Source organism: Brevundimonas sp. RM1 (genome assembly GCF_052907225.1).
This window is the reverse complement of sequence record NZ_JBRERY010000003.1, coordinates 303,044-328,233: the sequence shown is the minus strand read 5'-3', so window position 1 is coordinate 328,233 and position 25,190 is coordinate 303,044. Positions and strand designations below refer to the sequence as shown.

Genomic DNA, 25,190 nt, shown 5'->3' with positions numbered 1-25,190 from the left:
GCTGTTAAGCAATAATCCTGATCCAACGTCCCCATGAGCCGCTGGGACGGGATCGACGAATTCACCGCTGTCGCTGAACAGGCCAGCTTCTCGGCCGCCGCCCGGCGCCTCGGCCTGTCCACCTCCGCCGTCAGCCGCGAGATCGCCCGGCTGGAGGACCGCCTCCAAACGCGCCTGCTCCACCGCACCACCCGCCGGGTCGAACTGACCGACGCAGGCCGTGACTTCCTGGCACGCTGTCGTCGCCTGATCGATGAGCGCGACGAGGCCCTGGCCGCCGTCCAGCCCGACGATCAGGCCCCGCGCGGCCTGCTGCGGATGACCTGTTCCGTCTCCTATGGCGAGCGATTCATCGCCCCCGCCGTCAACGCCTTCGCACGCCAGAACCCCGAGCTTCGCATCGAGCTCGACCTCGACAATCGCCTGCGCGATCTGGTCGGCGACGGCTATGATCTGGCGGTGCGGTTCGGTCATCTGACCGACTCGCGGCTGATGGCGCGGCGCCTGGCCTCGCGGCGGCTGATCCTGTGCGCCAGCCCCGACTATCTGGCCCGCCGCGGCGCCCCGCGCGACCTGTCCGAGATCCCCAGCCACGACGGCCTGATCGGCTCGGCCGAACACTGGCGCTTCACCGAGGCGGGCCGCGAGGTCAGCCTGCGTCCCACCGGCCGCTGGCGCTGCAACTCCGGCGCGGCGGTGCTGGACGCCGCCCTGCAGGGCCTCGGCCTGTGCCAACTGCCCGACTTCTACGTGGCCGAGGCCCTGTCAGCGGGCGCCCTCGTCTCTTTGCTGGACGAGGCCCGCCCGCCCGACGAAGGCGTCTGGGCCGTCCACCCCCACCCCCGCCACGTCCCGCCCAAGGTCCGCGCCATGATCGACTGGCTGCACGACCGTCTGTCCGCGCCGGGCGTTCGAAATCAGGGCTAGACTGATGGTGATGAAGAGCCTGAGTCCCGCCTATCTGAAACTCCGCCGTCGAGTGGACGCCCTGCTGTCAAACCCCGCACAGCATATTGAGGTCGGCCCTTTATATATTCGACGCAATGATCTGATAGCCGCCATTCCTTTCGCGGCGTTCGCCCCACTCATTCTTTTTCATCTTCTCCTCATCCCTCTACCATGGACAGCTTGGCTGCTGGCCCTCCCGTGGGCTGCGACGTCAGGGATCTTCCTAGGATGGCGGGCCTGGCGGTTGATCCGGGCCGACAGCATCAAGTCCGCGCGCGACTATGATCGGCGCGCCAAATTCCTGTTGCCGCCTGAGTACGCTACCTCAGAAAGCCTGCTGGCGCACCAGCGACGCAAGCGGAGATCCAAGCGATGAACCTCGTCATCCTGACCGGCGCCGGCGTCTCGGCTGAGAGCGGGGTGCCCACCTTCCGCGCCTCGGACGGCCTGTGGGAGGGGCATCGCGTCGAGGCCGTCGCCACGCCCGAGGGCTTCGCCGCCGACCCGGCCCTGGTGCAGGACTTCTACAACCAACGACGACGCCAACTGGCCGGCGTCCAACCCAACGCCGCGCACCGGGCGCTGGCCGATCTGGCGGCGCGATGGACGAGCGATTTCCTGCTTGTGACGCAGAACGTCGACGACCTGCACGACCGCGCGCACATGGACACGCCGCCCGCGCCGGGCTTCGAGCTGATCCACATGCACGGCGAGCTGAAGAAGGCGCGCTGCACCGCCTCGGGCGTCGTCTGCGACTGGCATGAAGACCTGGAGGCTAGCCACGCCTCGCCCCATCACCCGCTAGGACGTTTGCGCCCGCACATCGTCTGGTTCGGCGAAATCCCGCTGGAGATGGAGCGGATCGAGGCGGCGCTGGCGCGATGCGACCTGTTCGTCTCCATCGGCACCTCGGGCGCGGTCTATCCGGCGGCGGGCTTAGTCCAACTGGCGCGCATGGCCGGGGCGCGGACGGTCGAGATCAATCTGGAGCCGACGCAGGGCGCGGGCCTGTTCGACGAAGGCGTCTACGGCCCCGCCAGCGAGACCGTGCCCGCCTTCTTCGGCGCGCTTTAGGCCCTCGGCCCGAACAGAATGATCGCCGCGCCGATCAGGCAGACCGCGCCGCCGATGACGTCCCAGCGGTCCGGCGTCGTCTTCTCGACCAGCGCCATCCACGCCAGCGACGCCACGATATAGACCCCGCCATAAGCCGCGAACGCTCGCCCCGCCGTCTCGGCCGGAACCATGGTCAACAGCCACGCGAAGGCGATCAGACAGAGCACGCCCGGCGCCAGCCACCACGGCGAGCGGTCCAGCTTCAGCCAGGCCCAGAAGGCGAAACAGCCGCCGATCTCAGCGAGGGCCGCGAGGGGATAGACAAGGACGAGTTTCACTTATCCTTCTTCGCCGCCTCCGCCTTTTCCGCCGCCAGCTTCGCCAGCACCCGGCCGCGCCCCTTGGCCAGGGCGTGGATGGCGCCGCGCATGGTGGCGACCTCCTGCTCGGTGAAGGCCGCGCGGCCCAGCATGACGCGCAGATTCTGGCTCATCGAACGCTTCTTCTCGGGCGGATAGAAGAAGCCGCCGTTGTCCAGCTCCGCCTCCAGATGCTCGTACATGCCCAGCAAGAGGTCGTTCGACGCGGGCGGCTCGCCCTCGCGGAAGCGCGGCGGTGGGGCGTCCAGGATCAGGGTGCGCCACTCATAGGCGTTGATCGCCACCGCCTGCGCCAGATTCAGCGAATGGTGCTTGGGGTCGATCGGGATGGTGGTGATCCCGGCGCACAGAGCGATGTCGCCGGTCTCCAGCCCCGCCCGCTCGCCGCCGAACAGCAGGCCGGTCTTCAGGCCCGAGGCCGTGTCGTCATACAGGATGCGCGCGCTCTCGCGCGGGGTGCGAACCGGCTGGCGCGTCTCGCGCGGGCGGGCGGTGGTGGCGAAGACGGTGTTCAGGTCGGCGATAGCCTCGGCCACGCTGTCGAACACCTTGACCCCGTCCAGCACCCAGTCGGCGCCGGACGCCGTGGCCCAGGAGCGGTCCTGAGGCCAGCCGTCGCGCGGGCTGACCAGCCGCAGCTTCGACAGGCCGAAATTGGCCATGACGCGGGCGACCGCGCCGATGTTGTCGGCCATCTGCGACTTGTCGAGGACGACGACGGGAGGGGTGAGTTCAGTCATGGGCGCTCAATAGTCCTTCTCCCCTTGCGGGAGAAGGTGGCAGTCCTCGGGCTTGTCCCGAGGGCTGACGGATGAGGGGTCTCGCCTCCCCATCCGTCAAAGCCCGAGAAACCCCTCATCCGAGCCCTTCGGGCCCGCCTTCTCCCGCAGGGGGAGAAGGAAGAATCAGTCCTCGCCGACCATCGAGGTCCACGGGTCGACGCGGCCCGCCTCGACCTCGGCGACCTTCACCGCCGGCCAGCCGATGCTGCTGTTCGCCGACACGCGCCAGGCGGCCGATACGAAGTCGCGCAGCTCCGACGCCCCGGCCGCCAGACGCTCATTGACGAAGACCGCGCCGCGCGGGTCCGTGTCCTTGAACGCGCCCGCCTTCTCCATCCGATAGAAGGGAATGACGGTCGTCAGGGTGGCGTTCAGATGCGAGGCCGTGCGGGCGCGCAGGTCGAAGCCTTCGACGTTCATGGGCGCCATGGCCGCCTCGACCGCATCCAGACGCAGGGTCCGGCTGGTGAAGGCGCCCTCGAAATCGCCGTGGGTGCGGCGCGACTTGGTGAAGCCCTCGGGGTTGGTCTCGCCCGCCCAGCCGTTGAAGTGGATGGTCGTGTGGTGCGGCTGGGACGCATCGCCGACGAAGTGGCTCAGCACCCCGATGTCGCGCAGGATCAGCTGCTCGCGGCGTTCGCGGTCGGCGCGGTACCAGGCCTGTTTGGCCAGATCCGGCTCGCGCGCCTCGGCGGCGGTCAGCACGCGCCAATAGGCGAAGTCGCGCTCCAGATTCTGCCAGGCGTCCATGATGGCGTAGGGCAGGTAGCCCGCCTTATCCACGTCCAGACCGGCGCGGATCAGGGCGGCGTCATATTCCGACTTCAGGCGCGGCAGGTCAGCCATCGTCATGCCGCGCGCGTCCATCACCCGGCCCTCATCATCCATGTCGACGAAGTGGGCGGTGTCGCGCTCGCGGTCGTGCGGCTGGCCCGCGCCCTTCCAACGGTCGGGCTCGCGCGAATATTCGCCGACGTCAGACGCGGCCCCGGCCGTGCGCAGGAAGGCGGGCAGATCGCCCGGCAGGGCCCGCATGGCCGCCACGCCGATCACCCGGTGGCCCGAACTGCCCCAGGCCTCGACCTGAACGGCGGGCGCCGCGACCAGCACCAGGGCCGCGGCGGAAATCATCAGGCGTTTGACTTGTCGGTTCATGAGACGGCGCCGTTGGAAATTTCAGAAAGGGAAACGACGGCTTATCCCATTCCCGCGCACCGCTCCACCCGCCGCTCACGACCGCAGCAGCGCCGATCACGCCACCGTTATCTTGGCGTCGGCGCCAGCTTTTCTTGCCAATAAAGTGTTAGCGCCCGCGATCAAGTCGTTAACGGCGGAGACGGCTACGACAGTATAGAACTTAAAATCGATCAATACTTATACCCTATAGTCACAATAGCCTGACGCCGGAAGGCGATAGACTGGCCCCATTTGCGCCTTATCCACTACCGATACAGCGACTGATCTCATTCGCCGCAATTACGCCGCAATTCGTCGTCAGAAACCGCCCTGCCGGAGCGTGTCGGGACCGGTGCTGCATGAAGTTTGAACGATGTTGAGCACGGCCGCCGCGCTTGCCATGTTGTGGACCATGGCCTTCTCCGGGTCCGGAGAGCCTGTCCCTTACGAAACGGCCGTCGCCCGCGACGCCGCTGTCGTAGAAGCCGCCGCGACGGCCCCCGGTTCCATAGACTCCGCCGAAACGGCGGACCTGTCGGCCGAACAGCTCGAACTGATGGCCGGCGATCCCGACTGGCGCGCCTCGGCCCGCCTCTATCACGCCGGCGGCGGCGGAGCGACCGGCAACGATTCCCTGGGCTGCCGCCCGATTCCGATGCGCACGGTCGCGGTCGACCCGCGCGTCATCCCGCGCCGCACCAAGCTGTTCATCCGCGAGACGGTCGGCCTGCGCATGAACGACGGCACGGTGCACGACGGCTACTGGTACGCCTCCGACACCGGCGGCGCGATCAAGGGCGCCAAGATCGACCTCTACACCGGCCACGGCCGCGCCTCGATGCGCCCGGCCATGAGCCTGAACATGAAGACCCTGACCATCGCTGACGCAGGCGATTTCGACGGCTGCCCCCCGGCGTGGGAGACCGCCTCGAACTGAGGCCTTTCAGCCTGACGACAAAAAGGGCGGCCGGTTCGATCCGGCCGCCCTTTTTCGTTCTCCTCCCTACGCAGTGGGGAGGTGGCGCGGCGCCGAAGGCGACGTGACGGAGGGTCTGCTTGGTTCCGCGACCTAAAACCTGACTGGCTGCACAGGGCTCGCCGTCCCGGCCCCTCCACCGCTTGGCTGCTCCGCGCCGCCCTTCGGGTCGCGGTCCCCCTCCCCATTGCATGGGGAGGAAAGCGTCAGTCAGAACTTCCGCTTGCCGCTGACCGTCTCGAAGAACAGGCGGAAGTCGCCCATCAGGCTCCACAGCGGATATTTGAACGTCGCGGGCCGGTTCTTCTCGAAGAAGAAATGCCCCACCCAGGCGAAGCCGTAGCCGACCAGCGGCATGGCCAGCAGCCACCAGGGATTCAGGGTGAAGCAGAAGGCCACGAAGGCCGCGATCACCAGCCCCGTCCCGACCACATGGATGCGACGGCACGTCCGGTTGGAGTGCTCATGGATGTAATAGGGGTAGAAGGCCTCGAACGAGGCGTACCGCCCTTGGGGCTGCTCGATGCTCATGACCCCAGCCTGCCCCCGGATCGCGCCGGGGGCAAGCCAAAGACCATCGATCAGGGATCAGAGGTCAGTCGAAGCGCTTGCCCGCCTTCTTCGGCCCCTTGGCGAAGGGCTTGCCGCCGCCCTTGAAGTCCGGCTTGCCCTTGAAGCCCGCCTTGGGCGTGAAGGGCTTCTTGTCGCCCTTGTCCTTGAAGCCCGGCTTCTTGCTGAAGCCGCCCTCGCCCGGCGCCGCATCGGTGCGGGGCGCATAGGGCTTCTTCTTGAAGGGACGCTCGCCATCGGCGCTGCGGCCCGCGTCGCCGTCCGGGCTCCACGGCTTCTTCTTGAACGGAGGGCGGCCCTGGCCGTCCTCGTCGCGACGGAAGGGCTTCTTGGCGTAGGGGCGGGCCTCGCCGTCACGCTCGAAATTGCGGTTGCGCGCGCCCTTCATCGAACCGGGCGTCGGCGCCTCGGACGGGGTGATGCGGGCCTCTTCCTTGCTCTGGGCCGCCGCGGCGCGGAAGGCGTCGGCGTGGGTCAAGGCGACCTCGAAGCGCGTCTCTTCGGGGAAGGTGCGGATCGAGCCGATCTGCTGCTTGGTGATGCCCCCGATGCGGCAGATCAGCGGGATCAGCCACTTGGGATCGGCGTTGCGGTTGCGGCCGATGTCCAGGCGGAACCAGCTGACTTCGTCCGGCTGCAGCCGGTCGCCCGGCCACGGCGCGGGGGCGTAGGCGTCGCCGCCCGCCGCATCGCGATCCTTGCGCGGCTTGCGCTGCGGGCCCTCGCCCGGATCGGTCAGGTCTTCCGGCGCGGGCAGGTTCTTGCGCAGCAGCACCAGCAGGGCGCGCGCCAGATCATCCGGGGTGCGCTCCTTGACCAGCTTTTCGACCAGACCGGCGTCCTCGTCCGCGCCTTCCTCGGCGAAGACGGGGGCGGCCAGCAGGCGCTGCTCGTCCTGAGCGCGGATTTCATCGGCGGTCGGTGCGCCCGACCAGACGGCCTCGACCCCGGCCGAGCCCAGCAGCATCTCGGCCTTGCGGCGACGGCTGTGCGGGACCAGCAGGACCGAAATCCCCTTCTTGCCCGCGCGGCCGGTGCGGCCCGAGCGGTGCAGCATGGTCGCCTTGTTGATCGGCAGCTCGGCGTGGATCACCAAGCCCAGATCGGGCAGGTCCAGACCGCGCGCGGCCACGTCGGTGGCGACGCAGACGCGGGCGCGGCGATCGCGCAGCGCCTGCAGCGCCTCATTGCGCTCGCGCTGGCCCATCTCGCCCGACAGGGCGACCGAGGCGAAGCCGCGCTCGACCAGCGAGGCCTGAAGATGACGCACCGAATCCCGTGTCGAGCAGAAGACCAGCACGCCCGGCGCCTCGAAATAGCGCAAGACGTTGACCACGGCGCGCTCGATCTCGTTCGGGGCGATGCGCAGGGCGCGGTATTCGATGTCGTTGTGCGGCTGGCTGCGGTCGACCGTGTCGATGCGCACCGCGTCCTTCTGATAGCGCTTGGCCATGATCGCGATGTCGCGGGCGATGGTGGCCGAGAACAGCAGGGTGCGGCGCTCTTCCGGCGCCTGGTCGAGGATGTATTCCAGATCCTCGCGGAAGCCCATGTCCAGCATTTCGTCGGCTTCATCCAGCACGACGACGCGGGCGGCCGACAGGTCCAGCGCCCCGCGATCGATATGGTCCTTCAGACGGCCCGGCGTGCCGACGACGACGTGGGCGCCGTAGTTCAGGGCGCGCGCCTCCTTGCGGGCGTCCATGCCGCCGACGCAGGTGACGATCTTGGCGCCCGCCTCGGCGTACAGCCATTCCAGCTCCGCCGCGACCTGCAGCGCCAGCTCGCGCGTCGGGGCGATGGCCAGCATCAGCGGCGTGTCCGGTTGACCGAACCGTTCGTCCTCGCCCAGCAGGGTCGGCGCCGCCGCCAGACCGAAGGCCACCGTCTTGCCCGATCCGGTCTGGGCCGAAACCAGCAGGTCCGCCTCGCCATGGCCTTCCAGCACGGCCGCCTGGACCGGCGTGGGCTCGGCATAGCCCTTGTTCAGCAGGGCGCGGTCAAGCGCGGGATGGATCGCAGGAAAGGGCATGAAAGGCCTGGAGTTCAGATGCGAGGCGACCGTCAAACGGCCGCGCCCGGCGAGGCGTCGCAGCCTGCCGGGCGTCGGGGAAGGCGCTCCCTATACACGAATAAGGGCCGGGGTGGGGCCGAATCGCACAAAAACGACCGCCGTTCACCACGTCCGTTGATCGGGCGTTGACCACGCAGGGGCGATGCTGGCCGGGTTCAGACCTCCGTCCGCCGAAGGATCATCCATGATCTCGCCGCTCAGCACCGCCGCCGCCGGGATGCAGGCCGCCTCGGCCCGGCTGGAGGACAGCGCCCGCCGCGTCGCCACGGGCCGGATGGACGACTACGCCGTCGAGGCGGTCGAGCAGATCCGCGCCAAGAGCGAGTTCTCAGCCAACGCCGCCGTCGCCCGCACGGCGGATGAGATGACGGGAACCCTGCTGGATATTCTGGTCTAGGCCTCTATCCCGCCTTGTCCGGCAGGTGGAAGAAGTCGACGAACCGCGCGAACGTCGCCCGGTCGCCCTCGATCGTCATCGCCCCCTCGCCTTCCAGCGCCTCTAGCCGAACCTTGCCGTAGACGGCGGCGGCCACGACCTGGGCCGGGGCGCGCACCACGACGTCGCAGCCCTCGACCTCGCCGCGCATGGCGTCGATGACGCCGCTCGCCACGCTTACGACCATCCGGTCCTCGCCCAGAACAAAGCCCAACCGCATCTCGGCGCCCTGCGCGCGGGCGGGATCGAACATGGTCTTGAACGACTGCATGATGGAGACGGCGCTGATCGGCAGGGTCGGGTCGTGTTGAGGCGAGCGCGCGGCCCAGCGGCCCAGCACCATGAAGACCGGCTCGATCTCATAGCCCCAGTCGGTCAGCTCATAGACCTGAACCGAGGCGGGCGGCGGCAGCTTGCGGCGCCGGACCACGCCCGAGGCCTCCAGCCCCTCCAGCCGCTGAGTCAGCACATTGGCCGACAGGCCGCACAGGTCTTTTCGCAGGTCGCTGAAACGACGCGGCCCCATCATGAGTTCTCTGATGACCAGCAAGGCCCACCGCTCGCCCACCAGATCCAGCCCGTGCGCCGCCCCGCAGGCGTCGTGATAGCGCCGGGATCGGGATTCGGACTTAGTAGTTACTTTTTCTAACTTCATAGTTGACTAACATAACATCAAGGCGCAGAACGACCAACATCATAGGGCAGGCCGTCCGGGGAGGGAGGGCCGCGCAAGGGAGGACCACCGCCGATGCCCAAGCTGATCTTCATCAACCTGCCGGTCGCGATCTGCCGCGCTCCGTCGCCTTCTATGAGGCGGTCGGCGCGACCCTGAACCCGCTGTTCTCGGACGAGACGGCGGCCTGCATGGTCTTTTCCGACACCATCCACGCCATGCTGCTGACGCATGAGAAGTGGGCGACCTTCACCGACCGCGCCATTCCGGACGCGAAGAAGACGGCCCAGGTGCTGATCTGCGTGTCGGAGGACAGCCGCGACGGCGTCGACGCCGTGGTCGATCGCGCCGCCGCCGCCGGCGGCCAGGCCGATCCCAACGCCAGACAGGACTACGGCTTCATGTACGGCCGCAGCTACGCCGATCCCGACGGCCACATCTGGGAGGTCATGTGGATGGACCCGGAAGCCGCCGCCCAGGGGCCGGAAGCCTTCGCCTCCCAGGTCGGCGGGGGTTGAGCCATGAGCGACCTCTACGAACTCAGCGTCAGCCGCTTCATCAAGGCCTCGCCCGAGACGGTGTGGCGGGCCTGGACCCGGCACGCGACCGAATGGTTCACCCCGCGCCCGTGGAGCACGGTGTCGGTCGACCATGACCTGCGCCCCGGCGGCCGCGCCGACGTCGTCATGCAGTCGCCCGAGGGCGAGCGGCATGAGTATCGCGGCGTGGTGCTGGAGGTGGAGCCGGGCCGCCGCCTGGTGACGACCGGCGCCTTCACCGAAGGCTGGATTCCGCAGCCGGGCGAGATGAATTTCGTCCGCATCGACACCTTCGAGCCCGAAGGCGACGGCACGCGCTACACCGCCCGCGCCCGCCACTGGGACGAAAAGGCCATGCAGGCCCACCGCGACATGGGTTTCGAGCCCGGCTGGGGCGCCGCCGCCGACCAACTGGCCCAGGTCGCTGAAACCCTGAGCCCTCAGGAGAGCGCGTCATGAGCGACAAGATCATTCCCTGCATCTGGTACGACCTCGGCCAGGCGAAGAAGGCGGCCGAGTTCTACGTCTCGCTGGGCCTGCCCGACAGCCGCATCGACCGCGTCGTCGCCAGCCCCGCCGACAATCCGTCCAGCCCCGAAGGGTCCGAACTGGTGGTCGAGTTCACCCTGGCCGGGCGCCGCTACGTCGGCCTGAACGGCGGCCCGATCTTTCCTCAGACCGAGGCCGTGTCGTTCATGATCATGACCGACGACCAGGCCGAGACCGACCGCCTGTGGGACGCCATCGTCGGAAACGGCGGGGCCGAAAGCGCCTGCGGCTGGTGCAAGGACCGCTGGGGCGTGAACTGGCAGATCACCCCGCGCCGCCTGATGGCCTTCTACGACGACCCCGACCCGGCCCGCGCCAAGGCCGCCTTCGAGGCCATGATGACGATGCACAAGATCGACATCGCCGCCATCGAGGCCGCTGCTGACAGGATCGGGTAGGCCAAGAAGCTAAGCCGTTCGATCTGTCGCTTTCGACCAAGACGACGACCCTGCCCGCCCCGACCATCCGCCTGCCCTCAAACAGCGAGCCGCCGCGCGGCGAGCGATTGGGGCCAACCTCCGAAGGAGAACCAAGATGAGCTACATCACCGGCTTCCTGACCCCCGTGAAGACCGAGAACAAGGACCGCTACATCGAGTCCGCCCGTGTCGCCTGGCCGCTGTTCAAGGGCTACGGCGCCCTGGCCCATGTCGAGAACTGGGGCGTGGACGTGCCCGACGGCAAGGTCACCAGCTTTCCCATGTCGGTGAAGCTGGAGGACGGCGAGGTCGTCGTCTTCTCCTGGCTGATCTGGCCCGACAAGAAGACCGCCGACGACGCCTGGGCCAAGATGCAGGACGACCCCGCCATGGCGAACATGGACATGCCCTTCGACGGCAAGCGCATGATGTGGGGCGGCTTCGAAACCGTCTTCGACGAGAAGCAGTAAAACCCCGCCCAAGGCCCTCCCCCTCGATGCGGGAGAGAGACCGCGTCAATAAAAAAGGGCGGCCCCGTCGGAGCCGCCCTTTTCCAATCATTTTCCCGGATCAGCTGTCCAGGAAGCTCCGCAGCTTCCGCGACCGCGAGGGGTGCTTCAGCTTGCGCAGGGCCTTGGCCTCGATCTGACGGATGCGTTCGCGCGTGACTGAGAACTGCTGGCCGACCTCTTCCAGAGTGTGGTCGGTGTTCATGCCGATGCCGAAGCGCATCCGCAGAACGCGCTCTTCACGCGGGGTCAGCGAGGCCAGCACGCGGGTCGTCGTCTCGCGCAGGTTCGACTGGATGGCGGCGTCGATCGGCAGGACGGCGTTCTTGTCCTCGATGAAGTCGCCCAGGTGGCTGTCTTCCTCGTCGCCGATCGGGGTTTCCAGCGAGATCGGCTCCTTGGCGATCTTCAGCACCTTGCGGACCTTCTCCAGCGGCATGGCCAGGCGTTCGGCCAACTCTTCCGGGGTCGCCTCGCGGCCGATCTCGTGCAGCATCTGGCGCTGGGTGCGGACGATCTTGTTGATCGTCTCGATCATGTGCACCGGGATGCGGATGGTGCGCGCCTGGTCGGCGATCGAGCGGGTGATCGCCTGACGGATCCACCAGGTGGCGTAGGTCGAGAACTTGTAGCCGCGGCGGTACTCGAACTTGTCGACCGCCTTCATCAGGCCGATGTTGCCCTCCTGGATCAGGTCCAGGAACTGCAGGCCGCGGTTGGTGTATTTCTTGGCGATGGAGATCACGAGGCGCAGGTTGGCCTCGACCATTTCCTTCTTGGCCTGACGGGCCTCGCGCTCGCCCTTCTGCACCATCTGGACGATGCGGCGATAGTCGTCGATCGGCACGCCCGCCTCGGTGGCGACGGCGGCGATCTGGGTGCGGATCGTGTCGATCTGGGCGGCTTCATTCTCGCTGAACTTGGTCCAGCGGACACCCATCTCCTTGATGCGCTCGGCCCAGGTCGGGTCCATCTCCGAGCCGAAATAGGCCTTGAGGAACTCGGGCCGCGAAATGCCGTAGCCGTCGGCCAGACGCAGCAGGCGGCCTTCCTGGCCGATCAGGCGCTTGTTGATGGCGTACAGCTGTTCGACCAGCGCCTCGATGCGGGCGTTGTTCAGCTTCATCGTCTTCAGGCGGTCCGAGATGGACGCCGTCAGAGCCTCATAGGTCTTCTGGTCCTTGGCGGTCAGGACTTCGCCCTTCAGGCGCGCCTCGACCAGCTTGTCCTGCAGCTTGCGGAACTCGCCGAAGTCGACGGCGATGGCGTCCAGCACCTCCATGACGCCGTCGCGCAGTTCGGCCTCCAGGGCCGAGATCGACATGGCGCCGCCGTCGTCGAAGTCCTCGTCGTCGTCCTCTTCGCCGTCGCCGTCCGGCTCGCCGGTCGGCTGGGCCGGGGCGGGCTGGTTGTGCGGCAGGGACGAGGGATTCAGGATGCCGTAGGTGGCGTCCAGGTCGATCACTTCGCGCAGCAGGATGCGGTTGTTGGCCAGCTCCTCGCGCCAGACCATGATGGCCTCGAAGGTCAGGGCGCTTTCGCACAGGCCCGAGATCATGGCGTCACGGCCGGCCTCGATGCGCTTGGCGATGGCGATTTCGCCCTCGCGGCTCAGCAGCTCGACCGTGCCCATTTCGCGCAGATACATCCGCACCGGGTCGTCGGTGCGGTCATAGGCGGCCTTGGCGGGCGCTTCGGCGACCGAGGTCTCGGCGGCGGCGGCCACGTCGGTGCCGGTCGCCTCAGCGGCGTCCTCTTCGGCTTCGACGACGTTGACGCCCATCTCCGACAGCATGGCCAGGATGTCTTCGATCTGGTCCGGCGTGACTTCTTCGGACGGCAGAACCTTGTTCAGCTCCTCCATCGTCACATAGCCGCGCGTCTTCGCCTGGCGGATGAATTTCTTCACCCCGGCGTCGGTGAGATCGAGCAGGGGCCCGTCGGCGTTGGTTTCGGCGTCCTGCGTCTCGGTCTGCGCGCTCATTCAGTCTGTCTCCACGGCCACGGAGGGTGATCAGGCCCCTGCGGCGAAAATACAACGCCCGACGACTTCGTTGGTTACGAAGAAGCCGCGTCTTCCCAAATCGTTCCGGTCTTGATGGCTCGCCGCAAAGCATCGCGCTCAGCCTTCACCAGGGCGAAAGCTGAGTTATCGAAGGCCCGATGAGCCTCCGACTTCGCTGAAGCCAGCGCCTCGTCCAACGCCGCTGCGCGGGTCAGAGCGTCGAACGCTTGCGACCACCGGATCCTCGCCTCGCCGAGGGGCTTGTCTGCAGCCAGGAATGGCGCGCCGGACTTCGCCGCCGCCTTCTCGACCTCGTGCATCAAGGCATCATGACCCGATTGGGCCAGATGGCGGCGCAGGGCGGCGGAGTCAAGGGTCCGGCCCGAGAAACGCAGTCGAACCAGCTCCTGGGCCAGCCCGTCCAGGGCCGGATCGCCGAAGCCGTAGCGCGCCACCGCCTCCATGTGATCGTCCAGCCGCTCCGGGTCGTCGATGGCGCCGTGGGCCAGGGCGGCGGCGATCGGCTCGACCGATCGGAACAGGGCCTGCATGGCCTGCGCCCCCTCCACCGTCTGCCCCTGCAGGGGCGGCGGACCGCGCCAACGCCCGCCCGGCCCCGGCCGTCCGCCCGACTGCGGCGGCCGCTGCTGTTGCTGACGCGGGAACAGGGCGTCGAAGCGATCGAACAGGTCGCGCCTGTATTGCTCGGCCAGATCCTTGTCCTGCACCGCGTTGGCCGCCTGACGCAGACGCCCCTTCAGCCCCGCCTTGCGTTCGGGCGTGTCCAGCGGTTCGGCCTCCACCTCGCGGCGGAACAGCACCTCGGCGAAGGGCCGGGTCGTCGCCATCGCCTGACGCAGGGCGGGCGCCCCGCGATCGCGCAGGATGTCGTCCGGATCCTGCCCGCCCTCCAGCAGGGCGAAGCGGAAGGACTTGCCCGGCTTCAACAGCGGCAGCGCCCGCTCGATCGATCGATAGGCGGCGCGAAGGCCCGCCGCGTCGCCATCGAAGCTCAGCACCGGCTCGGCCGAGACGCGCCACAGACGCTCCATCTGCTCCTCGGTCAGGGCCGTGCCCATCGGCGCGACCGCAGGCAGGCCCGCCCGCTGGCAGGCGATGACGTCCATATAGCCTTCGACGACGATGATGCCCTGCTCGCCCCGGCTCTCGGCGCCCATGATCCGCCGCGCCTCCGGCAGGCCGTACAGGGTCGCTCCCTTGTGAAACAGCGAGGTCTCCGGCCCGTTCAGATACTTCGCCCGATCGTCGGGGTTCATCGCCCGGCCGCCGAAGCTGACGATGCGCCCGCGCGCGTCCAGGATCGGGAACATCAGCCGGTCGCGGAAGCGGTCATAGGGCTGGCCCCCGCCTTCCGGCGCGATCAGCATCCCCGCCTCGACCAGATCGCCCGGCCGGGCCCCGCGCTGGACCAGCGCCTGCTTCAGCCCCTCGCGGTCGTTGGGCGCATAACCCAGGCCGAAACGCTCCCACTGGTCCTCCGGCAGGCCGCGCTTTTCCAGATATTCGCGCGCCGCCTTGCCGACGCTGCGGCGCAGATTGGCGGCGAACCACTTCTGGGACAGGTCCATCCAGTCGGCCAGGCCCTGACGCTTCTGTTCGCGCTCGGCGGCCTGGGGGTCTTCGGCGGGCAACTGCATCCCCGCCTCGCCCGCCAGGCGGCTGACCGCCTCGACGAAGCTGAGCCGCTCCGTCTCCTGCAGGAAGCTAATGACGTCGCCGTGCTTGCCCGAGCTGAAGTCGTGGAAGAAACCCTTGTCGTCATTGACGAAGAAGCTGGGCGACTTCTCCTTCGAGAAGGGGCTCAGGCCGACGAACTCGCGTCCCTGACGCTTGAGCTTCACCGTCCGCCCGATGATGTCGGACGGCCGAAGGCGGGCCTTCAGCTCCTCGATGAACCGTTCGTCAAATCGCACGCCTGACCTATGCCGTCCGATGGCGGGCAAAGGCCAGCCCCCGCCCGCTCGCCGCCGCGACGGCCCCCGGCCAAAACGCCGCCTGGGGATAAGTCCGGGGACAACCGCCTGACTTCCTTCTGTCGCACGACTGGGCTTTAAGTCGTCCCAGCCTTGCCGGAGCCCTTGCGATCATGCGCCACCTTCGCCTGCTGATCCTGCTGCTGCCCGCCGTCTTCCTGACGCTCGGCGCCTGCCAGACGATCCCGCGCCCGGTCTTCGACGCCGCCGACCTGGCCGCCGCCAGTCCGCCCTGGCGCTATGATTTCCGCACCGAGGACGAGCGCGCCCGCTTCGTGCGCGAGACGATCAACGCCCAGAACGCCGCCCACGACGGAGCCTTCGACATCCTGGCCCTGTCCGGCGGCGGGGCCAATGGGGCCTATGGCGCGGGCGTCATGGTCGGATGGAGCCAGGCCGGAAACCGGCCCGACTTCGAGGTGGTGACCGGCGTGTCGACCGGCGCCCTGATCGCGCCCTTCGTCTTTGCGGGCCAGCGTTTCGATCCGGCGCTGGAGCACGCCTACACCAGCGGCCAGACCGACCAGCTGCTGAAGTCGCGCGGCCTCTACGCCCTGCTGCTGCCCGGCGTGTTCAAGCCCGAGCCCCTGACCAATCTGGTGCTCAACAACATCTCGCCCGAGCTGCTGGCGGCCATCGCCGAGGAACACAGCAAGGGTCGCCGCCTCTATGTCTCGACCACCAGCCTGGACACCCAGACCCAGGTCGTCTGGGACATGGGCGCCATCGCCCAGCGCGACGACCCGGCCTCGCGCCTGCTGTTCGTCAATGTGCTGATCGCCTCGGCCAGCATCCCCGGCGCCTTCCCGCCCGTCCTGCTGGACGTCGAGCATCAGGGCCGCCGCATTCAGGAGTTGCACGTTGACGGCGGCACGGTGTCCAGCTTCCTGGTCGTGCCGCAGGCGCTGCTGCTCGACACCCCGTCCAACCGCCCCCTCGGCGACGCCCGGATCTGGATCGTCGTCAACGGCCAGTGGGATCCTCGCTTCGAAGTGGCGCGCATCTCGGCGGTCAGCATCGCCGCGCGCAGCTTCGACACCATGATGAAGGCGCTGCAACGCTCGGATCTGACGGCCGTCACCCAGTTCGCGCACCGTCACAACATGACCCTGTCGGTCGCCGCCATTCCCGACGACGCCGAGGCTGACACCCTGGACTTCACCCAGGCCCACATGACCGCCCTGTTCCAAGCGGGCGAGGCCCAGGCCATGGCCGGCCGCGCGTTCGAGCGGCGCGTCGCTCCGTCAGAGGCGCGCCCCAGCCCCCGCCGTCGTACGGACCAGGCCCCCAGGGTGGTCATCGGCCCGCCCGGCGGTTAGGATTTCATTAACCATATTGACCGGATTGCGACAACAACCATCTGATTACGAACAATATTTTTCGTATAACAGCGGAACTATCCACAGCTTCTGTGGATTCTTTCAGCGCCTCTGAGAAGCAGAGGCCGTTCCGACGACGCCGCCGCAGACCGTGGCCGACGCCGTCCCAGATGGGTTTTCGCATGTTCATCGCCATCGCCCGCCCGGCGGTGGAGCCCCAAGGCCCCGACGCCGTCGCCGTCCCCGGCTCTCCCGCTGTCCCCCCGCTCAAGCCGCGTGCGCTTCACGCCCGCCTGCTGGCCAACGCCGCGTTGAGGCGGCAGCGCGGCCGGCAGCGTCGGCAGGAGAATCGCAACGAGGACGCCGACTACTGGCTGCACGCCGCCTGCGTCGCCGTCGGCAAGGCGGCCGATCTGCGCCGCGCCGAGGCCGCGCCCCTGCCCTGAGCCTCAGCGCAGTTCGGGCAGACGCCGCGCCAGGGATTCCTTCAGCTTGCGCCCGCGCTCGGACAGGCTCTTGCCCCGCCGCCGCTCGCGCACCTCGAAGCCCCGCCCCCAGCGTTCGTGCATGGCGGCCATCAGGGCCGGGTGGCGGTCGTACTGGTGCACGATCGCGCTGATCCCCCCGTCCGGGTTGACGATCCGCCCGTCCGCCAGGGACAGGTCCGCGCTCGGGGTCAGGCCGATCGTGGCGATCCGGCCGTAGTTGGGCGACGCCTCCCCCTCGACCAGCCCCAGATGCAGGGCGATGTTGCAGGCCGCCTGATCCGCCCCGAAGGCGCCGCCGATCTCGGACCGAGGAATGGCCGCCAGCATCAGCAGGGTGCGGCAGAAGCGGATCATGCTCTCGCGCGGTCCCATCACCGTGCCGACGCAGACGCACGGCTTGTCGGCCAGCGCCCGCGCCACGTCCTCGCCGCCGACGCCGCGCAGATGTTTCATGTTGAAGGCGTGGCCCTTCAGCCCCCCGTCATACTCGACGAAGAACTCGGACTTCAGCGGCGGCGGGTCGAAGGGCGGCGCCTGGAAGACCACGTCGCGCACATCGGTCATCAGCACGCTGCGCGCCCAGGGCCGCTCGCTCATCAGCCTGTCGAAGGCGGCGAACCGCTGCATCACCGGGTGCGGCCGCCAAGCGTCGTCGGGCAGGCGGGCGGGCGGGACCGACGCCACGTCGTGCTCGGCCAGAAAGGCCAGAAGTGCAGGCTCCTGATCCGTCACCAGCACCACCGGCCCGGCGTAGACCGCGCGCAGCGAGCGCACGAAGACCGCCACGTCGGCGGCCTCATACCCCGTGGCGTAGCCCAGGATCAGGTCATGTTCGGCCGCCGCAATGGCTGGAGAAGCCTCCCTCTCCCCTGCGATCGCAGCAGAAACCCAGCCGAGATAAGCGGACTTCGCTGCGGGAGCCCCCATTTACGCCCTCATGGAATCCACGAAACGCTTGAACAGATAGAGGCTGTCGGTCGGACCCGACGAGGCCTCCGGGTGATGCTGCACGCTGAACACGGGTTTATCCTTCAGCGCAATCCCGCAATTGGTCCCGTCGAACAGCGACACATGGGTTTCAACCACGGCCTCGGGCAGGCTGTCGCGGTCGACCGAGAACTCGTGGTTCATCGACACGATCTCGACCTTGCCCGTGGTCAGATCCTTGACCGGGTGGTTGGCGCCGTGGTGGCCCTGCTCCATCTTCAGCGTCTTGGCGCCGAGCGCGATGGCCAGCATCTGGTGGCCCAGGCAGATGCCCATCAGCGGCTTGCCGCTGTCCAGCAGCTTGCGGATTTCCGGCACGGCGTACTCGCCGGTCGCCGCCGGATCGCCCGGACCGTTCGACAGGACGACGCCGTCGGGGTTGCGGGCCAGAATCTCTTCCGCCGTGGTCGAGGCGGGGACCACGGTGATCTTCACCCCGGTCGAGGCCAGGGCGCGCAGGATGTTGCGCTTCACGCCGTAGTCGACGACCACCACCGACGTGTCGCCGGCCTCGGGCTGGGCGTAGCCGGTCGGCCATTCCCAGGCGCCCTCGGTCCATTCAAAGGCCTGGGTGGTCGAGGCGTCCTTGGCCAGGTCCAGGCCGACCAGGCCCTTCCAGTCGCGCGCCTGGGCCGTCAGAGCCTCCAGGTCGAACTTGCCGTCGGGGGCGTGGGCGATGACGGCGTGCGGGGCGCCCTTCTCGCGGATCAGCTGGGTCAGGGCGCGGGTGTCGACGCCCGCCAGGCCGATGACGCCGCGCGACTTCATCCAGGCGTCCAGCCCGCCCGAGGCGCGCCAGTTGGCCGGATCGGTCGGCACGTCGCGCAGGATGACGCCGCGCGCCGCGCGCTCGGGCGCCTCGCCGATCTGCTCGATGTCTTCCAGGTTCATGCCGACGTTGCCGATGTGCGGGAAGGTGAAGGCCAGGATCTGGCTCATGTACGAAGGGTCGGTCAGGATTTCCTGATAGCCCGTCATCGAGGTGTTGAAGACCACTTCGCCCAGGGCCGAGCCGGTCGCGCCGACGCCGATCCCCGACAGGACCGTTCCATCTGCGAGCACGAGGACGCCGGTGGCGCCGGACAGGATTTGAGTCGTCATGGCGCAGGGCTCCTAGCAGTGAATACGGGCGGACAAACGGCGGCGTCGCTAAAGAGATGAAGGGGGCGTGTCAACACAGGCTTTCGACTATGCGCCCTGCGCGCGTCCCTGTCGCTTGCGAACCCACAGCCAGGCCAAGCTGGTCGCGGCGAAAAAGCCGACGCTGGGCCAGATGTAGCCGCCCGCCGCCGCCGCGACCGCAAAGGCCGAGAACACCGCCCCGCCGACGGCCAGCAGACGCCAGCCCGGCTTGGTCGTCAGCTTCCACAGCGTCACCGAGCACAGGGCGTACAGGCACAGCGTCAGCACCGAGGTCACGCCGATCAGCACGCCGAACTGCTGGCCCAGGGTCGGCTGGGCGCTGGCGATCACCATGGCGCTCATGATGACGCCGTTGATCAGGGGGTTGGACAGGGGCGTCTTGCCCTTCTGCGCCCCGCCGAACCAGCGCGGCAGCCACCCCGCCTCGGCCGAGGCGCGCGCCGTCTCGCCCCCCATCATGGTCCAGCCTGCGATGGTGCCGGTGGCCTTGATGACGGCGCAGGCCGCCACCAGACCGGCCACCGAGGCCCCCATCACCCGCGCCACCAGATCGGCGTAGGGGCTGGTCGAATGGGCCAGGACGTCGGCCGGGATGACGCCGAACACCGCCACGCTGGCCGCCACATAGACGACGAAGGCTAGCAGCACCCCGCCCAGCGAGGCGCGGCCCACGTCGGTCGCCGGGTTCTTCACCTGGCTAGACAGGGCCGCCGCGCTCTCGACGCCCAGGAAGGCCCAGAAGATCACGGCCAGCGAGGCCGGAACCGTCTTTATCAGCGGCTCGCCCGCCGGGCTCCACGAGGCGGCGAAGGTCTCGCCGCTGAAGGCGATGACGCCGGCGATGATGGCCAGACCGATCGGGATCAGCCCCAGCACCAGGGTGATCGCCCCGAACCGCGCCGCCGTCTTCGACCCCGCCGCATAGGCCGCCGTGGTCAGCCAGATCAGCGCCAGATTGCTGAGGGCGCCCCACATCGGCTCCTTCAGCGCTGGGAAGAAGAAGGCCAGATAGCCGGTCCCCGCCACCGCCACGGCGACGTTGCCGGTCAGGCAGGCGGCCCAATAGGCCAGCCCCGTCTGATAGCCCAGGAACCGCCCCAGACCGCGCCGGGCGAAGTCCGACAGGCCGTCGGCCTCCGGCTGCATCCGCCCCAGACCGCCGAACACCAGCGCCAGGGTCACGGCTCCGATCCCGCAGACGAGCCAGCCGATGACGCTCGAGCTGCCGGTCGGCGCCAGGGTGGCGGGCAACAGGTAGACGCCCGATCCGATCATGTTCCCCGCCACCACCAGGGCGGCCAGGCCCCAGCCGATGCGGTGCGAGGGTTCAGGCAGGATGTCGACTTGGCTCATGCTCGCCGCATAGACCGAAATGTCGCAGCCGTCGCCATGAAGATTGCGGCCTCTGTTTCCTCCGTCATTCTCCGGCCAGCCGCGAAGCGGCGCAGACCGGGGAACCCAGCGGCGCCTGTCAGGGCGAAAACCCCGCGCTCAGCGCTTGCAGTGAAGATCGCCTCCGGCGCCGCTGGATCCCCCGGTCTCGCGATGCTCGCCGGAGGATGACGGAGTCGATTGCTCCAAGGCGTGCTAATCCCCCGCCGAAATTCTGGAGTTCGCCCATGCCCGTCACCACGGTCGGCCTCGATGCCGACGACACCCTCTGGCACAATGAGACCATCTTCCGCCTGAGCCAGAAGCGCTTCGCCGAACTGCTGGCCGACCACGCCGAAGAGCCGGTGATGATGGACCGCCTGGCCCAGGTCGAGCGGCGCAACCTGCGGCTCTACGGCTACGGCGTGAAGGGCTTCACCCTGTCGATGCTGGAGACGGCGATGGAGCTGTGCGACGGCTCGGCCCCGCCCCACATCGTGCGCGAGATCCTGGCCGCCGGTCGCGAGATGCTGGTCCACCCGGTCGAGACCCTGCCCGGCGTCGACGAGACCCTGGCCGAACTGGCCGAGAGCTACCGCCTCGTGCTCGTGACCAAGGGCGACCTGATGGACCAGGAGCGCAAGCTGGCGGCCTCGGGCCTGGGCGAGTTGTTCGCCGCCGTCGAGATCGTGTCGGAGAAGGACCGCTCGACCTATGACCGCGTCTTCGCCCGCCACGGCTCGGGCGCGGCCGAGGCGGTGATGGCCGGCAATTCCATGAAGTCCGACGTCCTGCCCGCCATCGAGGCCGGCGCCTGGGCGGCGCACATCCCCTACCACATCACCTGGGCCCACGAACTGGCCGACGCGCCGGAGGGCAACGCCCGCTACGTCAGCCTCAGCCGCATTGCCGAACTGCCCGACTGGATCGCCGCGATCGACGACAAATAGGAGTCGGCGGGGCGGGCTCCCCAAGAAATCGCGCCCGCCCCATTCTGGCCCTTGCCCCCCGGCCCCTCCCTCTCTAAACGGGCCGCTTAACCGACAACCTGAACGGATCGGCCGCGAGCGCGCTCGCGCCCGTCCGTCTGCGCGCGTGGAGACCGCCGCCCTGACCAGCCACGAAGAAAAGGACGCCATGGTGCGCGCCGCGCTCGCAGAGCAAGGCGACAGCGGGATCACCCCGCGCCATACGCTGTTCTACTTCTACGGCGAGGAAGAGGCGCACGGCGACCTGTGCGAGGTGGCCCGCCGTGCGGGCTTCCTGACGCGGGGCCAGGGCGACATGACCGTCCTGGAGACCACCATGCCGGTCGACGAGGCGTCGTTTTCGCCCGTGTCGGCCATGATGCAAACCTGGGCCGCGGCCTTCCAGCTCGACTACGACGGCTGGGAGTGCGCGGTCGTGACGAACTGAGACGAACGCCGATGCCCAAGCGCACAGACATCCAGTCCATCCTGATCATCGGCGCCGGTCCGATCGTCATCGGCCAGGCGTGCGAGTTCGACTATTCCGGCGTTCAGGCCTGTAAGGCGCTGAAGGCCGAGGGCTACCGGGTCATCCTGGTCAACTCGAACCCCGCCACCATCATGACCGACCCGGAGGTGGCCGACGCCACCTATATCGAGCCGATCACCCCCGAGATGGTCGAGAAGATCATCGCCAAGGAGAAGCCGGACGCCCTGCTGCCCACCATGGGCGGCCAGACGGCGCTGAACACGGCGCTGGCCCTGAACGCCTCGGGCGCCCTGGCCCGTCACGGCGTCGAGATGATCGGCGCCAAGGCCGAGGTCATCGACAAGGCCGAGGACCGTCAGAAGTTCCGCGACGCGATGGACAAGCTGGGCCTGGAATCGCCCCGCTCGCGCGCCATCCACCATATCGAGGAAGCCGACGACGCCCTGGCCTTCGTCGGCCTGCCCGCCATCATCCGCCCGTCGTTCACGCTGGCCGGCACCGGCGGCGGCATCGCCTACAACGTCGAGGAATTCCACGAGATCGTGGAGCGGGGCCTGGACCTGTCGCCGACCACCGAAGTGCTGATCGAAGAGTCGGTGCTGGGCTGGAAGGAATATGAGATGGAGGTCGTCCGCGATCATGCGGACAACTGCATCATCATCTGCTCGATCGAAAACATCGACCCGATGGGCGTCCACACCGGCGACAGCATCACCGTCGCCCCGGCCATGACGCTGACGGACAAGGAATATCAGATGATGCGCGCGGCCTCGATCGCCGTGCTGCGCGAGATCGGGGTCGAGACGGGCGGCTCGAACGTCCAGTTCGCGGTCAACCCCAAGGACGGCCGTCTGGTCGTCATCGAAATGAACCCGCGCGTGTCGCGCTCCTCGGCGCTGGCGTCCAAGGCCACCGGCTTCCCGATCGCCAAGATCGCCGCCAAACTGGCCGTCGGCTATACGCTGGACGAGCTGAAGAACGACATCACCATGGTCACCCCGGCCAGCTTCGAGCCGGCCATCGACTATGTCGTCACCAAGATCCCGCGCTTCGCCTTCGAAAAATATCCGGGCTCCGAGCCGTCGCTGACCACGGCGATGAAGTCGGTCGGCGAGGTCATGGCCATCGGCCGCACCTTCCAGGAATCCATGCAGAAGGCCCTGCGCGGGCTGGAGACGGGCCTCAACGGCTTCGACGACATCGAGATCGACGGCGTGGCCGGGGCTGAGGACGACGCCGCGATCAAGGCCGCCGTCATCCGCGCCCTGGGCCTGCCGACGCCGGACCGCATCCGCGTCATCGCCCAGGCCTTCCGCCACGGCCTGACGGTGGAAGAAGTTCAGGCCGCCTGCGCCTATGAGCCGTGGTTCCTGCGCCAGATCGCCGACCTGATCCGCACCGAGGGCCACGTCCGCGTTCAGGGCCTGCCCACGGACGCGACCGATTTCCGCAAGCTGAAGGCCAAGGGCTTCTCCGACGCCCGTCTGGGCGCCCTGACCGGCAAGACCGAGGGCGAGGTCCGCAAGGCCCGCCGCGCGCTGGCCGTGCGCCCGGTGTTCAAGCGCATCGACACCTGCGCCGCCGAGTTCGCCAGCGCCACCGCCTATATGTATTCGACCTATGAGACCGGCGCGCTTGGTCAGATCCCGGCCTGCGAAGCCGAAGTGTCGGACCGCAAGAAGGCCGTCATCCTGGGCGGCGGTCCGAACCGCATCGGTCAGGGCATCGAGTTCGACTACTGCTGCTGCCACGCGGCCTTCGCCTTCGACGACATCGGCGTCGAGAGCATCATGGTCAACTGCAACCCCGAGACGGTCTCGACCGACTACGACACCTCCGACCGCCTGTATTTCGAGCCGCTGACGGCCGAAGACGTGCTGGAGCTGATCGACGTCGAACGCTCCAAGGGCGAGCTGCTGGGCGTCGTCGTCCAGTTCGGCGGCCAGACCCCGCTGAAGCTGGCCCATGCGCTTCAGGAAGACGGCGTGCCGATCCTGGGCACCAGCGTCGACAGCATCGACCTGGCCGAGGACCGCGAGCGCTTCCAGCAGATGCTTCAGGCCATCGGCCTGCAACAGCCGCCCAACGCCCTGGCCCGCTCGGCCGAGGAAGCCGCGATCAAGGCCGAGGAGGTCGGCTATCCGGTCGTCCTGCGCCCGTCCTACGTCCTGGGCGGCCGCGGCATGATGATCGTCCACGACCGCGAAGGTCTGGACCGCTACGTCGGCGAGGCCATGCGCGTCTCGGGCGACGACCCCGTGCTGATCGACCACTATCTGAACCGCGCCACCGAGGTGGACGTCGACGCCCTGTGCGACGACGAGACCGTCTTCGTCGCCGGCGTGCTGGAGCATATCGAGGAAGCCGGCGTCCACTCGGGCGACAGCGCCTGCTCCATGCCGCCCTTCTCCCTGCGCCCCGAGACGGTGGCCGAGCTGAAGCGCCAGACCACCGCCATGGCCAAGGCCCTGAAGGTGCGCGGCCTGATGAACGTGCAGTTCGCCATCGAAGAGCCGCACAGCGAAAACCCGCGCATCTTCGTCCTCGAAGTGAACCCGCGCGCCAGCCGCACGGCGCCCTTCGTCGCCAAGACCATCGGCCAGCCGGTCGCCGCCATCGCCGCCAAGGTCATGGCCGGGGTGCCGCTGTCGTCCTTCGGCCTGGTGGACAAGGAACTGGACCACATCGCGGTCAAGGAAGCGGTCTTCCCCTTCGCCCGTTTCGCCGGGGTCGACACCATCCTGGGCCCGGAAATGCGTTCGACCGGCGAGGTCATGGGCCTGGACTGGAAGCGTGAGGGCGAGGCCGATCTGGCCCCCGCCTTCGCCCGCGCCTTCGCCAAGTCCCAGACCGGCGGCGGCACCATCCTGCCGACCGAGGGCACGGCCTTCGTCTCGGTGCGCGACGCCGACAAGCTCTTCATCGTCGAGGCGGTGAAGACGCTGCTGGCGCAAGGCTTCGCCGTCATCGCCACCGGCGGCACTCACAGCTACCTGACCGAACAGGGCCTTGAGGTCGGTCTGGTCAAGAAGGTGCTGGAAGGCCGTCCGAACATCGTCGACGCCATGAAGAACGGCGAGGTCCAGCTGGTCTTCAACACCACGGACGGCAAGCAGGCCCTGGCCGACAGCTTCTCGATCCGCCGCACGGCGCTGATGATGAAGATCCCCTACTACACCACGGCGTCCGGCTCGCTTGCCGCCGCCCAGGCCATCGCCGCCGTCCGCCACGGCGAAATGGATGTCCGCCCGATCCAGTCCTACAACTGAGATCAGGCTTCGAGCTGAACAAAGGCCCCTGGCGACCGCTCGCCGGGGGCTTTTTCGTGCCCCGCCTAGG

Annotated in this window: 25 protein-coding genes; 14 read left to right on the top strand and 11 right to left on the bottom strand. The window is 68.2% G+C overall.

Translation table 11 applies throughout. The features are described 5' to 3' along the window. Positions 1–33: 33 nt before the first annotated feature. Genes ACU5AP_RS05375 through ACU5AP_RS05365 form a run of 3 tightly spaced genes read left to right on the top strand, consistent with a single transcriptional unit; the run spans position 34 to position 2,022 of the window. The gene (locus tag ACU5AP_RS05375; RefSeq protein ID WP_446680898.1) at positions 34–927 is read left to right on the top strand and encodes a LysR family transcriptional regulator; all 894 of its coding nucleotides are present in this window, start codon (positions 34–36) and stop codon (positions 925–927) included. A gap of 4 nt (positions 928–931) precedes the next feature. Next, complete coding sequence (locus ACU5AP_RS05370) at positions 932–1,324, top strand: hypothetical protein (RefSeq protein ID WP_446680897.1); 393 nt, start codon at positions 932–934, stop codon at positions 1,322–1,324. Continuing rightward, complete coding sequence (locus ACU5AP_RS05365; RefSeq protein WP_446680896.1) at positions 1,321–2,022, top strand: NAD-dependent deacylase; 702 nt, start codon at positions 1,321–1,323, stop codon at positions 2,020–2,022. Before ACU5AP_RS05370 ends, ACU5AP_RS05365 begins: the two co-directional genes overlap by 4 nt. On the opposite strand, the gene ACU5AP_RS05360 is transcribed toward ACU5AP_RS05365, so the two are convergent. From ACU5AP_RS05360 to ACU5AP_RS05350, 3 genes are all read right to left on the bottom strand, one after another. Then, entirely contained in the window at positions 2,019–2,342 is a 324-nt protein-coding gene (locus ACU5AP_RS05360; protein ID WP_312053559.1) for a YnfA family protein, read from the bottom strand. The two genes, ACU5AP_RS05365 and ACU5AP_RS05360, sit on opposite strands and share 4 nt — an antisense overlap. Then, entirely contained in the window at positions 2,339–3,124 is a 786-nt protein-coding gene (locus ACU5AP_RS05355) for an RNA methyltransferase (RefSeq protein WP_446680895.1), read from the bottom strand. The genes ACU5AP_RS05360 and ACU5AP_RS05355 overlap by 4 nt, the downstream gene beginning before the upstream one ends. 165 nt (positions 3,125–3,289) lie before the next feature. Next, a complete protein-coding gene (locus ACU5AP_RS05350; RefSeq protein WP_312295011.1) occupies positions 3,290–4,321 on the bottom strand; it encodes a S1/P1 Nuclease in 1,032 nt (343 codons plus the stop codon). A 394-nt stretch (positions 4,322–4,715) separates the two neighbouring features. Here ACU5AP_RS05350 and ACU5AP_RS05345 point away from each other — a divergent pair, with 394 nt between their 5' ends. Then, positions 4,716–5,279 carry a 3D domain-containing protein gene (locus tag ACU5AP_RS05345; protein ID WP_313416200.1) on the top strand — a complete coding sequence of 188 codons (564 nt, stop codon included), beginning with the start codon at positions 4,716–4,718 and terminating at the stop codon, positions 5,277–5,279. Between the two features lie 249 nt (positions 5,280–5,528). On the opposite strand, the gene ACU5AP_RS05340 is transcribed toward ACU5AP_RS05345, so the two are convergent. Next, positions 5,529–5,849: an Mpo1-like protein gene (locus tag ACU5AP_RS05340; protein ID WP_312053484.1), complete on the bottom strand. Its 321-nt coding sequence runs from the start codon at positions 5,847–5,849 to the stop codon at positions 5,529–5,531. A 64-nt stretch (positions 5,850–5,913) separates the two neighbouring features. Beyond that, a complete protein-coding gene (locus ACU5AP_RS05335) occupies positions 5,914–7,920 on the bottom strand; it encodes a DEAD/DEAH box helicase (RefSeq protein WP_446680894.1) in 2,007 nt (668 codons plus the stop codon). A gap of 226 nt (positions 7,921–8,146) precedes the next feature. On the opposite strand from ACU5AP_RS05335, the gene ACU5AP_RS05330 reads away from it, so the two are divergent. Continuing rightward, positions 8,147–8,359, top strand: a complete 213-nt coding sequence (locus ACU5AP_RS05330; RefSeq protein WP_003166055.1) for a hypothetical protein — start codon at positions 8,147–8,149, stop codon at positions 8,357–8,359. A 4-nt stretch (positions 8,360–8,363) separates the two neighbouring features. Here ACU5AP_RS05330 and ACU5AP_RS05325 read toward each other — a convergent pair whose 3' ends face one another. Beyond that, positions 8,364–9,053 (bottom strand): winged helix-turn-helix transcriptional regulator, encoded by a 690-nt coding sequence (locus tag ACU5AP_RS05325; RefSeq protein ID WP_446680893.1) that lies wholly within the window; start codon positions 9,051–9,053, stop codon positions 8,364–8,366. 2 nt (positions 9,054–9,055) lie between these two features. Here ACU5AP_RS05325 and ACU5AP_RS05320 point away from each other — a divergent pair, with 2 nt between their 5' ends. The 4 genes from ACU5AP_RS05320 to ACU5AP_RS05305 all read left to right on the top strand — a co-directional run bounded on the left by ACU5AP_RS05320 (position 9,056) and on the right by ACU5AP_RS05305 (position 11,047). Beyond that, entirely contained in the window at positions 9,056–9,589 is a 534-nt protein-coding gene (locus tag ACU5AP_RS05320; RefSeq protein WP_446680892.1) for a VOC family protein, read from the top strand. 3 nt (positions 9,590–9,592) lie between these two features. After that, complete coding sequence (locus ACU5AP_RS05315; protein WP_286951302.1) at positions 9,593–10,069, top strand: SRPBCC family protein; 477 nt, start codon at positions 9,593–9,595, stop codon at positions 10,067–10,069. Continuing rightward, entirely contained in the window at positions 10,066–10,557 is a 492-nt protein-coding gene (locus ACU5AP_RS05310) for a VOC family protein (RefSeq protein ID WP_446680891.1), read from the top strand. Before ACU5AP_RS05315 ends, ACU5AP_RS05310 begins: the two co-directional genes overlap by 4 nt. A gap of 136 nt (positions 10,558–10,693) precedes the next feature. Continuing rightward, positions 10,694–11,047 (top strand): DUF1428 domain-containing protein, encoded by a 354-nt coding sequence (locus ACU5AP_RS05305; protein WP_003166060.1) that lies wholly within the window; start codon positions 10,694–10,696, stop codon positions 11,045–11,047. A gap of 100 nt (positions 11,048–11,147) precedes the next feature. Here ACU5AP_RS05305 and rpoD read toward each other — a convergent pair whose 3' ends face one another. Together rpoD and dnaG are read right to left on the bottom strand one after the other, a co-directional pair. Beyond that, positions 11,148–13,070: an RNA polymerase sigma factor RpoD gene (rpoD, locus tag ACU5AP_RS05300; RefSeq protein ID WP_003166061.1), complete on the bottom strand. Its 1,923-nt coding sequence runs from the start codon at positions 13,068–13,070 to the stop codon at positions 11,148–11,150. Positions 13,071–13,144: 74 nt separating this feature from the next. After that, on the bottom strand, positions 13,145–15,025 hold the full coding sequence (dnaG, locus tag ACU5AP_RS05295; RefSeq protein ID WP_046652194.1) for a DNA primase: 1,881 nt from the start codon (positions 15,023–15,025) through the stop codon (positions 13,145–13,147). Positions 15,026–15,198: 173 nt separating this feature from the next. Between dnaG and ACU5AP_RS05290 the strand changes: the two genes are divergently transcribed. Both ACU5AP_RS05290 and ACU5AP_RS05285 read left to right on the top strand, forming a co-directional pair. Further along, positions 15,199–16,404 (top strand): patatin-like phospholipase family protein, encoded by a 1,206-nt coding sequence (locus tag ACU5AP_RS05290; protein WP_128718734.1) that lies wholly within the window; start codon positions 15,199–15,201, stop codon positions 16,402–16,404. A 170-nt stretch (positions 16,405–16,574) separates the two neighbouring features. Then, the gene (locus ACU5AP_RS05285; protein ID WP_128718735.1) at positions 16,575–16,850 is read left to right on the top strand and encodes a hypothetical protein; all 276 of its coding nucleotides are present in this window, start codon (positions 16,575–16,577) and stop codon (positions 16,848–16,850) included. A gap of 3 nt (positions 16,851–16,853) precedes the next feature. Here ACU5AP_RS05285 and ACU5AP_RS05280 read toward each other — a convergent pair whose 3' ends face one another. The 3 genes from ACU5AP_RS05280 to ACU5AP_RS05270 all read right to left on the bottom strand — a co-directional run bounded on the left by ACU5AP_RS05280 (position 16,854) and on the right by ACU5AP_RS05270 (position 20,375). After that, positions 16,854–17,819 (bottom strand): hypothetical protein, encoded by a 966-nt coding sequence (locus ACU5AP_RS05280; RefSeq protein WP_128718736.1) that lies wholly within the window; start codon positions 17,817–17,819, stop codon positions 16,854–16,856. Further along, on the bottom strand, positions 17,820–18,980 hold the full coding sequence (gene carA / locus ACU5AP_RS05275) for a glutamine-hydrolyzing carbamoyl-phosphate synthase small subunit (protein WP_128718737.1): 1,161 nt from the start codon (positions 18,978–18,980) through the stop codon (positions 17,820–17,822). An 87-nt stretch (positions 18,981–19,067) separates the two neighbouring features. Further along, entirely contained in the window at positions 19,068–20,375 is a 1,308-nt protein-coding gene (locus ACU5AP_RS05270) for an amino acid permease (RefSeq protein ID WP_446680890.1), read from the bottom strand. Positions 20,376–20,641: 266 nt separating this feature from the next. Here ACU5AP_RS05270 and ACU5AP_RS05265 point away from each other — a divergent pair, with 266 nt between their 5' ends. From ACU5AP_RS05265 to carB, 3 genes are all read left to right on the top strand, one after another. Continuing rightward, the gene (locus tag ACU5AP_RS05265; protein WP_446680889.1) at positions 20,642–21,343 is read left to right on the top strand and encodes an HAD family hydrolase; all 702 of its coding nucleotides are present in this window, start codon (positions 20,642–20,644) and stop codon (positions 21,341–21,343) included. Positions 21,344–21,488: 145 nt separating this feature from the next. Beyond that, positions 21,489–21,809, top strand: coding sequence for a ribonuclease E inhibitor RraB (locus tag ACU5AP_RS05260; protein ID WP_003166071.1), 321 nt, complete (start codon positions 21,489–21,491; stop codon positions 21,807–21,809). Between the two features lie 11 nt (positions 21,810–21,820). After that, complete coding sequence (gene carB, locus ACU5AP_RS05255) at positions 21,821–25,120, top strand: carbamoyl-phosphate synthase large subunit (protein ID WP_446680888.1); 3,300 nt, start codon at positions 21,821–21,823, stop codon at positions 25,118–25,120. Positions 25,121–25,190 lie beyond the last annotated feature (70 nt).

Coding starts and splice junctions, on each gene's coding strand:
- ACU5AP_RS05290 (WP_128718734.1), top strand. CDS start 15,199: ATGCGCCACCTTCGCCTGCTGATCCTGCTGCTGCCCGCCGTCTTCCTG.
- ACU5AP_RS05365 (WP_446680896.1), top strand. CDS start 1,321: ATGAACCTCGTCATCCTGACCGGCGCCGGCGTCTCGGCTGAGAGCGGG.
- ACU5AP_RS05340 (WP_312053484.1), bottom strand. CDS start 5,849: ATGAGCATCGAGCAGCCCCAAGGGCGGTACGCCTCGTTCGAGGCCTTC.
- ACU5AP_RS05345 (WP_313416200.1), top strand. CDS start 4,716: ATGTTGAGCACGGCCGCCGCGCTTGCCATGTTGTGGACCATGGCCTTC.
- carB (WP_446680888.1), top strand. CDS start 21,821: ATGCCCAAGCGCACAGACATCCAGTCCATCCTGATCATCGGCGCCGGT.
- ACU5AP_RS05305 (WP_003166060.1), top strand. CDS start 10,694: ATGAGCTACATCACCGGCTTCCTGACCCCCGTGAAGACCGAGAACAAG.
- carA (WP_128718737.1), bottom strand. CDS start 18,980: ATGACGACTCAAATCCTGTCCGGCGCCACCGGCGTCCTCGTGCTCGCA.
- ACU5AP_RS05285 (WP_128718735.1), top strand. CDS start 16,575: ATGGGTTTTCGCATGTTCATCGCCATCGCCCGCCCGGCGGTGGAGCCC.
- ACU5AP_RS05315 (WP_286951302.1), top strand. CDS start 9,593: ATGAGCGACCTCTACGAACTCAGCGTCAGCCGCTTCATCAAGGCCTCG.
- ACU5AP_RS05330 (WP_003166055.1), top strand. CDS start 8,147: ATGATCTCGCCGCTCAGCACCGCCGCCGCCGGGATGCAGGCCGCCTCG.
- ACU5AP_RS05350 (WP_312295011.1), bottom strand. CDS start 4,321: ATGAACCGACAAGTCAAACGCCTGATGATTTCCGCCGCGGCCCTGGTG.
- ACU5AP_RS05270 (WP_446680890.1), bottom strand. CDS start 20,375: ATGAGCCAAGTCGACATCCTGCCTGAACCCTCGCACCGCATCGGCTGG.
- ACU5AP_RS05370 (WP_446680897.1), top strand. CDS start 932: ATGGTGATGAAGAGCCTGAGTCCCGCCTATCTGAAACTCCGCCGTCGA.
- ACU5AP_RS05265 (WP_446680889.1), top strand. CDS start 20,642: ATGCCCGTCACCACGGTCGGCCTCGATGCCGACGACACCCTCTGGCAC.
- rpoD (WP_003166061.1), bottom strand. CDS start 13,070: ATGAGCGCGCAGACCGAGACGCAGGACGCCGAAACCAACGCCGACGGG.
- ACU5AP_RS05355 (WP_446680895.1), bottom strand. CDS start 3,124: ATGACTGAACTCACCCCTCCCGTCGTCGTCCTCGACAAGTCGCAGATG.
- ACU5AP_RS05325 (WP_446680893.1), bottom strand. CDS start 9,053: ATGAAGTTAGAAAAAGTAACTACTAAGTCCGAATCCCGATCCCGGCGC.
- ACU5AP_RS05375 (WP_446680898.1), top strand. CDS start 34: ATGAGCCGCTGGGACGGGATCGACGAATTCACCGCTGTCGCTGAACAG.
- ACU5AP_RS05280 (WP_128718736.1), bottom strand. CDS start 17,819: ATGGGGGCTCCCGCAGCGAAGTCCGCTTATCTCGGCTGGGTTTCTGCT.
- ACU5AP_RS05310 (WP_446680891.1), top strand. CDS start 10,066: ATGAGCGACAAGATCATTCCCTGCATCTGGTACGACCTCGGCCAGGCG.
- ACU5AP_RS05335 (WP_446680894.1), bottom strand. CDS start 7,920: ATGCCCTTTCCTGCGATCCATCCCGCGCTTGACCGCGCCCTGCTGAAC.